The following is an 8,706-nucleotide window of genomic DNA, read 5'->3' as shown; positions in this document are numbered from 1 at the left end:
CGGATAAGGCACCTGCCGCTATCCGGGAACATCTCCCCGGTGGCGCTGCGCTTACCGGGGCTACAAACCGGAGCTGACGGGTAGCCCGGATAAGACGCCTGCCGCTATCCGGGAACATCTCCCCGGTGGCGGGGCGACAGGGAGTGATACATTTTTACTCCCCGTGGTTAGCCAGCACCGCAGGCAGCTGGTAGCCCGGATAAGGCGCCAGCCGCTATCCGGGTACATCTCCCCGGTGGCGGGCGACAGGGAGTGATACATTTTCACTCCCCGTGGTTAGCCAGCACCGCAGGCAGATTGCTCTCGATCCAGTCCGCCAGCGCCGCCACCTTCTCGCTCACCTGCAGGCCGAGCGGCGTCAGGCTATATTCAACATGCGGCGGCACCACCGGATAAGAGACGCGGTCGATAAAACCATCCTGCTCCAGGGCCTGCAGCGACTGCGCCAGCATCTTTTCGCTGACCCCACCCATTTTGCGCCGCAGATCGCTGAAGCGGTGGGTCCCCTCGCGCAGCGCCACCAGAATCAACACGCCCCAGCGGCTGGTGACATGTTTAAGCACATCGCGCGACGGGCACTGTTCCGCGAACAGGTTGCCGGTGCGCAGTTTCTCGCTCAGCGTCGGTTCGGCCATTTTCACACTTACCTTTTTGTACGTACTTACTAAAAGTTAGTTAAGGTGGTAGCTTACCACAACTGCCAATAAACACGAAGGAGAAGACCCATGATCGCCCTTACCGGTGCCACCGGCCAACTTGGCCACTACGTTCTGCAAAACCTGCTTAAAACCGTCCCTGCCAGCCAGATTGTGGCGATTGTCCGCAACCCGGCCAAAGCCCAGTCCCTCAGCCAGCAGGGCGTCGTTGTCCGTCAGGCCGACTATAGCGACGAAGCGGCACTGACCGCCGCGCTGCAGGGCGTGGATAAACTGCTGTTAATCTCCTCCAGCGAAGTCGGCCAGCGAGCCGTACAGCACCGCAACGTCATCAACGCCGCTAAAGCCGCCGGGGTAAAATTCATCGCCTACACCAGCCTGCTGCACGCCGACACCTCGCCGCTGGGCCTGGCCGGTGAGCATATCGAAACCGAGCAGATGCTGGCCGACTCTGGTATCGCTTACGCCCTGCTGCGTAACGGCTGGTATACCGAAAACTATCTGGCCAGCGCGCCGCCAGCGCTGGAACACGGCGTGTTTATCGGCGCCGCCGGCGAGGGGAAAATTGCCTCCGCCCCCCGCGCGGATTATGCCGTCGCTGCCGCCCGCGTTATCGCCGGTGAAGGCCATGAAGGGAAAGTTTACGAACTGGCGGGGGATAACGCCTGGACGCTGAGCGACCTGGCTGCCGAGCTGAGCACGCAAAGCGGGAAAAACGTGGTCTACCAGAACCTCAGCGAAGCCGATTTTGCCGCCGCGCTGAAAAGCGTCGGCCTGCCGGCCGGGCTTGCCGATATGCTGGCGGATTCCGACGTCGGCGCGTCAAAAGGCGGACTGTTTGACGACAGCCGCACCCTGAGTACGCTGATCGGCCGTCCGACCACCTCCCTTGCTGAAAGCGTGAAAGGCATTCTGTAACCGCCCCTCTCAGCTTTTGCGGTTGCGTCCCGGCGGTTCCTCTCTCATATTGAAGAGATCAACCGTCGGGAGGCAGGCATGCAGGGCGTACCACCGCAATTTAGTGATGAAAAAGACCGCGCGCGCTTTCGCCATCTCGAACAGCTGCCCGGGGTAGAGCTTTACCACGCCCATATCTCCCGTTACGCCTTTGAACCCCATACCCACGAAGCCTTCGGCATCGGCGTGATCGAGCAAGGCGCGGAGCGCTTTCGCTACCGCGGCAGCCAGCACATCGCCGCCGCAAACGCTATTGTCACCATGAATCCCGACGAACTGCACACCGGCGAAGCGGCAACCGCCGACGGCTGGCGCTACCGGATGATTTATCTGGAGCCGGACCGTCTGGAAGCCATCACCGGGGTGCGCGACTGGTGGTTCAGCGAGGTGGTCCGCGAGGATCCCCTGCGTTCCCGACAGATTGGTCAGCTGATTTATGGCCTGTGGCATAGCGACGATCCGCTGGCCCAGCAGGGAATGCTGCTCGACCTCATCGACGCCTTCCGCCCTCTGGCCCACCATGCCTCTGCGCAAGGTGAGGCCGGACATCGCTTTGACCGCGTGCGCGATTACCTGCACGATAACTATATGCGCGCCATCACCCTCGACGAGCTGGCGCAGGTGGCGGCGCTGAGCCCGTACCACTTTCAGCGCCAGTTTAAAGCCCACTATCACGTGACGCCCCACCAGATGCTGATGGCTATCCGTCTGTGGCGCGCCAAGGCTTTTCTCACCCACGGCATGCCCGCCGCCGAAGTAGCGATTGCCGTCGGCCTCACCGACCAGTCCCACCTGACCCGCGCCTTCACCCTGCGTTACGGTATTACGCCGGTGCGCTATCAGAAGCAGGTCGCCAGGCGCTAATGCGCAATCTCATACAATATTCCTGCCCGCCCCCCTTCTACACTGCAGACAACGGTAATGACAACGGATGCAATGATGATTAGTGGTGTGCTGTACGCCCTGCTGGCGGGGCTGATGTGGGGGTTAATTTTTGTCGGGCCTTTGCTGGTACCAGAGTATCCGGCGATGCTGCAGTCGATGGGACGCTATCTGGCGCTGGGCCTGATCGCCCTGCCGCTGGCGTGGCTCGGGCGCGGGCGCCTGCGCCAGCTGAGCCGGCAGGACTGGTGGACCGCGCTGGGCCTGACAATGATGGGGAATCTTATCTATTACGCCTGCCTGGCCAGCGCCATTCAGCGCACCGGCGCGCCGGTCTCCACCATGATTATCGGCACGTTGCCGGTGGTATTGCCGGTCTTCGCCAATCTGCTCTACAGCCAGCGCGACGGGAAGCTGCCGTGGCGGCGCCTGTTTCCGGCGCTGGTCTGCATTGCCCTCGGCCTGATCTGCGTGAATGTCGCGGAACTGCGCCAGGGGCTGCCTGACTTTAGCCCGTGGCGCTACGGCTCCGGCATCGCACTGGCGTTGGGATCGGTGGCCTGCTGGGCCTGGTATGCCCTGCGCAACGCCCGCTGGTTGCGGGAAAATCCGCATCAGCCGCCGATGATGTGGGCTACCGCCCAGGCGCTGGTGACGCTTCCGGTTTCACTGGCCGGTTACCTCGCCGCCTGCGCCTGGCTGCACGGTCAGCAGGCCGGGTTCCCCCTGCCCTTCGGCCCGCGCCCGGCGGTGTTTATTACGCTGATGCTGGCTATCGCGGTGCTCTGCTCATGGGTCGGCGCGCTGTGCTGGAACATCGCCAGCCAGCGGCTGCCGACGGTGATCCTCGGGCCGCTGATCGTCTTCGAAACCCTGGCCGGGCTGCTGTATACCTTCCTGCTGCGGCAAAGTTTACCGCCGTTACTGACCCTGAGCGGGATCCTGCTGCTGGTGCTCGGCGTAGTCTCCGCCGTACGCGCCAGACCGGAAAAACCGACGTTGCAACCGCTGACGAACGAAAAAAAGTAGCCAGACCCTCTTAAGGGGTATTCCCTTGCCTTAAAGATGCATTTAAAATACATCTTATATTCCTGATGACGAGGTAACTGCTATGGCTTTCCGTGACCAACCTTTAGGCGAGCTGGCGCTGACCATCCCGCGCGCCTCCGCCCTGTTCCGTCAATACGACATGGATTACTGCTGCGGCGGCAAACAGACCTTGGCGCGCGCCGCATCGCGGAAAGCGCTGGATGTCGCGGTGATTGAAGCCGAGCTGGCGAAACTGGCCGAGCAGCCTCTCTCCCGCGACTGGCGAGCGGCGCCCCTCCCGGAGATTATCGACCATATCATCGTCCGCTATCACGGCCGACACCGTGAACAGCTGCCGGAGCTGATCCTGCAGGCTACCAAGGTTGAACGCGTCCATGCCGATAAACCGAACGTGCCGAAAGGGCTGACCAAATACCTGACCATGCTGCATCAGGAGCTTTCCAGCCACATGATGAAAGAGGAGCAGATCCTGTTCCCGATGATCAAACAGGGAATGGGCGCCCAGGCCGGGGGCCCGATCAGCGTGATGGAAAGCGAGCATGACGAAGCGGGTGAACTGCTGGAAGTCATTAAGCACATCACCCATAACGTGACGCCGCCGCCGGAAGCCTGCACCACCTGGAAGGCGATGTATAACGGTATCAACGAGATGATTGACGATCTGATGGAGCACATCAGTCTGGAAAATAACGTACTGTTTCCGCGCGCCCTCGGCGGGAAGTAAAAAAAGGCGCCCGCAGGCGCCCTCGACATTGTCCGTCTTATTTGGCCACTCCGGGTGGCCTTTTTTTATTTCGCCAGACGTTTTTTGCCGGCAAACAGCCAGCCCGCGCCGAGCAGCACAAACCACAGCGGGGTGACCATCAGCGCTTCACGGGTATCGTCTTCCAGGGTCAACAGCACCAGCACAAAGACGAAGAAGGCCATGCACACCCAGCACATCACTTTACCCAGCGGCATCTTGTAGCTCGACTTCTCATGCAACTGAGGACGATTTTTACGATACGCCAGGTAAGAGCAGAGAATGATGGTCCAGACGAACATAAACAGGATTGCCGACACCGTGGTGATCATAGTGAACGCGGCAATCACGCTCGGGTTGACCATCAGCATCACCACGCCGCCCAGCAGGCACATGCAGGAGAAGGTTAAGCCCTTCGCCGGTACCGCACGCTTCGACAGCTTGGCAAACATCTTCGGCGCCTGACCATCCTGCGCCAGACCGAACAGCATACGGCTGGTGGAGAATACGCCGCTGTTGGCCGAGGAGGCGGCGGAAGTCAGCACCACGAAGTTAATCAGGCTCGCCGCCGCCGGCAGGCCGACCAGCACGAACAGCTCAACGAACGGACTCTTGCTCGGCACCACGGAGCTCCACGGCGTCACCGACATAATCACAATCAGCGCGAAGACGTAGAACATAATGATACGCAGCGGGATGGAGTTGATCGCCCGCGGCAGCGATTTTTCCGGGTCCTTGGTTTCTGCGGCGGTGGTCCCCACCAGCTCAATCCCTACGAAGGCAAACACCGCTATCTGGAAGCCGGCAAAGAAACCGCTGAGGCCTTTCGGGAACCAGCCGCCGTCATTCCACAGATGGGCGAAAGAGGCTTCGACGCCGGTCGGCGATTTAAAATGCATCATCACCATCACCAGGCCGACCACGATCAGCGCCACGATGGCGACGATTTTGATCATTGCGAACCAGAATTCCATTTCGCCAAACATCTTGACGGTGGCCAGGTTCAGGCCCAGCAGCAGCAGGATCACCGCCAGCGACGCAACCCAGTCAGAAAGTCCGGGGAACCAGAACTGCGCGTAGGCGGTGATGGCGACAACGTCCGCCATCCCCGTCACTACCCAGCAGAACCAGTAGGTCCAGCCGGTAAAGTAGCCCGCCCACGGTCCCAGCAGATCGGCCGCAAAATCGCTAAAGGATTTATATTCGAGGTTTGACAGCAGTAATTCGCCCATCGCACGCATCACGAAAAACAGCATAAAACCGATAATCATATAAACAAAAATAATGGATGGCCCGGCAAGGCTGATGGTTTTGCCAGAACCCATAAATAACCCGGTGCCGATCGCTCCGCCAATCGCGATCAGCTGAATATGTCGGTTTGTGAGATTTCGCCGTAGCGATTGTTCAGTCGGCTCCTGCTCGACAGCAGCGACTTTAACCTGATCTACCATGTGATTTCTTCCTGTTGTACCTGTCTGTGTTGTTCAGGCTCTGATGGCCTGTCGTCTGTCATTAACCCCAGCAAGGGCTAGTCGATATTAGGTAAGAATCGGAGGGATGAATACTATGATTTAGATATAATGTTAATTTTATGTTTAAAGTGAGTGTTATATCACTCATCTAACGCGAAATAGCTCACAAAAATACACCCATGCGTGATGAATGCAAAACATAATTCCAATTAATTTTTAACTTAAGGATTTTACGCTATTTTCATGGCTTCCCCTGCCGCGGGGGAAGAGGAAGCCGCTGCTGTTTAGATAATATCCAGCAGTTCAACTTCGAAGATCAGGGTACTGAACGGAGGAATCGATGCGCCAGCGCCGCGCTCACCGTAGGCGAGGTTGTGCGGGATTGTCAGTTCCCATTTGGAACCTACCGGCATCAGGGTCAGAGCTTCAATCCAGCCGCCGATCACGCCGGTTACCGGGAATTCCGCCGGTTCACCGCGAGCGACGGAGCTGTCGAACACAGTACCGTCGATCAGTTTACCGGTGTAGTGCACGCGAACACGGTCGGTACGCGCCGGGATCGGCCCTTCACCCTGGGTCAGCACGCGGAACTGCAGGCCGGATTCGGTGCTGTTCACGCCCTCTTTCTCGCGGTTTTCATCAAGGTATTTCTGACCGTCAGCGGCCATGGCCTGGAAACGCTCGCGACGTACGGCGTCAGCGCGCTCGTGGATTTCACGCAGCGCACGGTGGACGGCTTCCACCGGCACCTGCGGCTGGTTACCTTCCAGCGCATCGGCGATACCCGCCACCAGCGCTTCCGGCAGCAGCCCCTGCAGGCCGGATTCGCTCAGCTGTTGTCCAACCTGCAAGCCGATACCGTAACTTGCCTGCGCTTCGATAGTGTCAAAAGTTGGGGTTGCCATCGTTGTTCCTTTTTGGGTGATAAACATCAAGAGAAAAGCGTGCGAAAGCATAACAGCCATAGCGAAATGGGTAAAACTTTGTCGGCGGATGATGACAAATCTCAGCGAAACAGAAACAATAGGTGGCAGCAGGTTAACTTTACTTTGTTCCGGTCATCAGGACGTTAGCCATCTATACTCATATGCAGGATAAAAATATGCGGAGCAGGAGGAAAGCCATGCCCGGGCGCGTTGAACTGACATCTATTCTGGCGAAAATCTGGCACGCTCCGGATGATTTTCGCCTCCTGGACCCGCTGCCTCCGATGCACCGCCGGGGTATCATCGCTGGCTTCCTGTTAGTCATTATCGGTATTCTGCTCCCCGCCGACGATAACCAAAGCCCGGCCTCCACCAGCCGTGAAGCGAATCTGAACCTGCAGTCACAGTCCCAGCCGCAAGCTGGCGGCAATCAGGCCGTTCCCCTGCCGCCGATCACCAATACCCCGACCGTAAGCGATGCCGATCAGATGGCCCCGGTCGCCCCGGAACCGATTCAGGATGAGCAGCCGGATCAAGCGCAGACGCAGCAGCCCGCCGCCTCCCAGCCTTATCAATCCTCATCACAGCAGTCCGCGCCGGGTATTGAGCAGCAGTGGCGGACCTATCGCATCGAGTCAGGCAAAACCCTGGCCCAGCTGTTTCGCGATCATGGGCTGCCGGCCACTGACGTTTACGCCATGGCGCAGGTTGAAGGCGCTGGCAAACCACTAAGCACTTTGCAGAGTGGACAGACGGTGCAAATTCGGCAGAACGCCAACGGCGTGGTCACCGGACTCACTATTGACACCGGCAACGGCCAGCAGGTGCTGTTTACCCGCCAGTCGAACGGCAGCTTCGTCCGTGCGCGATAGCGGAGAAGACGACAGCAAGCGTTACGCCGCCGCAAAATGAAAGGCGCTAAAAAGCAAAACGCCGGCACAAGGCCGGCGATTTGTTGTTACCAGAACGTCAGAGGCCGATTACTCAGCAACCACGTTGATGATAACTTTAGCGAATACTTCGCTGTGAACCTGGAAGTCCACTTCGTGCTCGCCAACGTTACGCAGAACGCCGTTCGGCAGGCGAACTTCGCTCTTAGCAACTTTAACGCCTGCTGCAGTAACAGCGTCAGCGATGTCGCGAGTACCGATGGAACCGAACAGTTTACCTTCGTCGCCAGCTTTGGACGCGATGGTTACGGATTCCAGGGCGTTGATCTGCGCAGCACGAGCTTCAGCAGCTGACAGAACGTCAGCCAGTTTGGCTTCCAGTTCAGCGCGACGTGCTTCGAAGAATTCAACGTTTTTCTTGGTAGCAGGAACAGCTTTACCCTGCGGGACCAGGAAGTTACGAGCATAGCCCGCTTTAACGTTAACCTGATCACCCAGGCTACCCAGGTTTGCTACTTTATCAAGCAGAATAACTTGCATTACCTTATCCTCTCAAAGTCGTATTAATGGACCGTGACCGATTACTGATGACGATCAGTGTACGGCAGCAGGGACAGGTAGCGAGCGCGTTTGATAGCGCGAGCCAGCTGACGCTGGTATTTTGCACGGGTACCGGTGATACGGCTCGGGACAATCTTACCGCTTTCGGTGATGTAGTTTTTCAGCGTAGCGATATCTTTATAGTCGATCTCTTGAACGCCTTCCGCGGTGAAACGGCAGAACTTGCGACGACGGAAATAACGTGCCATATGGCTAGTCTCCAGAATCTATCAATTCAATCTGCTCGGCATGCAGAACCATTTTGCTCAAGCCGTTCTTTGCCTTATGACAAGAGATGAACCCTCGAACGGTTACTGCGCTACCGACCGTTATACTGTGAGTAATGGCCTGGTTTTCGTGACCGCTAATAATAACGGGCATTTGACACCATGCCTGCCGGTGAAAACCGGCTTCCTCCTGCACTGAACGATGCTCAAGCACGAACTGGCAGTGAGGAATTCCTGACGGGCTGACCTTACGAAGTGGAGTCCTGCAAATAATGCCGGACAGCTCCAGACGGTTGGTCATCAG

At 58.2% G+C, this 8,706-nt stretch carries 11 protein-coding genes; 5 read left to right on the top strand and 6 right to left on the bottom strand.

Features of this window, described 5'->3' with window-relative positions:
* Positions 1-263: 263 nt before the first annotated feature.
* Entirely contained in the window at positions 264-635 is a 372-nt protein-coding gene (locus ACKLKD_RS20480; protein ID WP_080924680.1) for a winged helix-turn-helix transcriptional regulator, read from the bottom strand.
* A 90-nt stretch (positions 636-725) separates the two neighbouring features.
* Here ACKLKD_RS20480 and ACKLKD_RS20475 point away from each other — a divergent pair, with 90 nt between their 5' ends.
* From ACKLKD_RS20475 to ytfE, 4 genes are all read left to right on the top strand, one after another.
* Complete coding sequence (locus ACKLKD_RS20475; RefSeq protein ID WP_080924681.1) at positions 726-1,574, top strand: SDR family oxidoreductase; 849 nt, start codon at positions 726-728, stop codon at positions 1,572-1,574.
* 78 nt (positions 1,575-1,652) lie between these two features.
* Positions 1,653-2,477, top strand: coding sequence for an AraC family transcriptional regulator (locus ACKLKD_RS20470; protein ID WP_080924682.1), 825 nt, complete (start codon positions 1,653-1,655; stop codon positions 2,475-2,477).
* Positions 2,478-2,552: 75 nt separating this feature from the next.
* The gene (locus ACKLKD_RS20465) at positions 2,553-3,524 is read left to right on the top strand and encodes a DMT family transporter (protein WP_023280770.1); all 972 of its coding nucleotides are present in this window, start codon (positions 2,553-2,555) and stop codon (positions 3,522-3,524) included.
* 82 nt (positions 3,525-3,606) lie between these two features.
* The gene (gene ytfE, locus ACKLKD_RS20460) at positions 3,607-4,269 is read left to right on the top strand and encodes an iron-sulfur cluster repair protein YtfE (protein ID WP_080924683.1); all 663 of its coding nucleotides are present in this window, start codon (positions 3,607-3,609) and stop codon (positions 4,267-4,269) included.
* Positions 4,270-4,334: 65 nt separating this feature from the next.
* Here ytfE and cycA read toward each other — a convergent pair whose 3' ends face one another.
* Both cycA and fklB read right to left on the bottom strand, forming a co-directional pair.
* Positions 4,335-5,738: a D-serine/D-alanine/glycine transporter gene (gene cycA / locus ACKLKD_RS20455; protein WP_002886688.1), complete on the bottom strand. Its 1,404-nt coding sequence runs from the start codon at positions 5,736-5,738 to the stop codon at positions 4,335-4,337.
* Positions 5,739-6,043: 305 nt separating this feature from the next.
* Positions 6,044-6,664, bottom strand: coding sequence for an FKBP-type peptidyl-prolyl cis-trans isomerase (gene fklB, locus ACKLKD_RS20450; RefSeq protein WP_002886687.1), 621 nt, complete (start codon positions 6,662-6,664; stop codon positions 6,044-6,046).
* Between the two features lie 218 nt (positions 6,665-6,882).
* Here fklB and ACKLKD_RS20445 point away from each other — a divergent pair, with 218 nt between their 5' ends.
* The gene (locus ACKLKD_RS20445; protein WP_023296926.1) at positions 6,883-7,557 is read left to right on the top strand and encodes a LysM-like peptidoglycan-binding domain-containing protein; all 675 of its coding nucleotides are present in this window, start codon (positions 6,883-6,885) and stop codon (positions 7,555-7,557) included.
* A gap of 108 nt (positions 7,558-7,665) precedes the next feature.
* Here ACKLKD_RS20445 and rplI read toward each other — a convergent pair whose 3' ends face one another.
* From rplI to priB, 3 genes are read right to left on the bottom strand one after another with little or no spacing between them, the layout of a single operon-like run.
* Entirely contained in the window at positions 7,666-8,115 is a 450-nt protein-coding gene (rplI, locus tag ACKLKD_RS20440; protein ID WP_008807173.1) for a 50S ribosomal protein L9, read from the bottom strand.
* A gap of 41 nt (positions 8,116-8,156) precedes the next feature.
* Positions 8,157-8,384: a 30S ribosomal protein S18 gene (gene rpsR / locus ACKLKD_RS20435; protein ID WP_000135199.1), complete on the bottom strand. Its 228-nt coding sequence runs from the start codon at positions 8,382-8,384 to the stop codon at positions 8,157-8,159.
* Positions 8,385-8,388: 4 nt separating this feature from the next.
* On the bottom strand, positions 8,389-8,703 hold the full coding sequence (gene priB / locus ACKLKD_RS20430) for a primosomal replication protein N (protein ID WP_002885722.1): 315 nt from the start codon (positions 8,701-8,703) through the stop codon (positions 8,389-8,391).
* Between the last annotated feature and the right edge of the window lie 3 nt (positions 8,704-8,706).

Source organism: Klebsiella sp. 10982, assembly GCF_048589245.1.
Classification (GTDB): Bacteria; Pseudomonadota; Gammaproteobacteria; order Enterobacterales; family Enterobacteriaceae; genus Klebsiella; species Klebsiella quasivariicola.
This window is presented reverse-complemented; position numbering and strand designations above follow the sequence as displayed.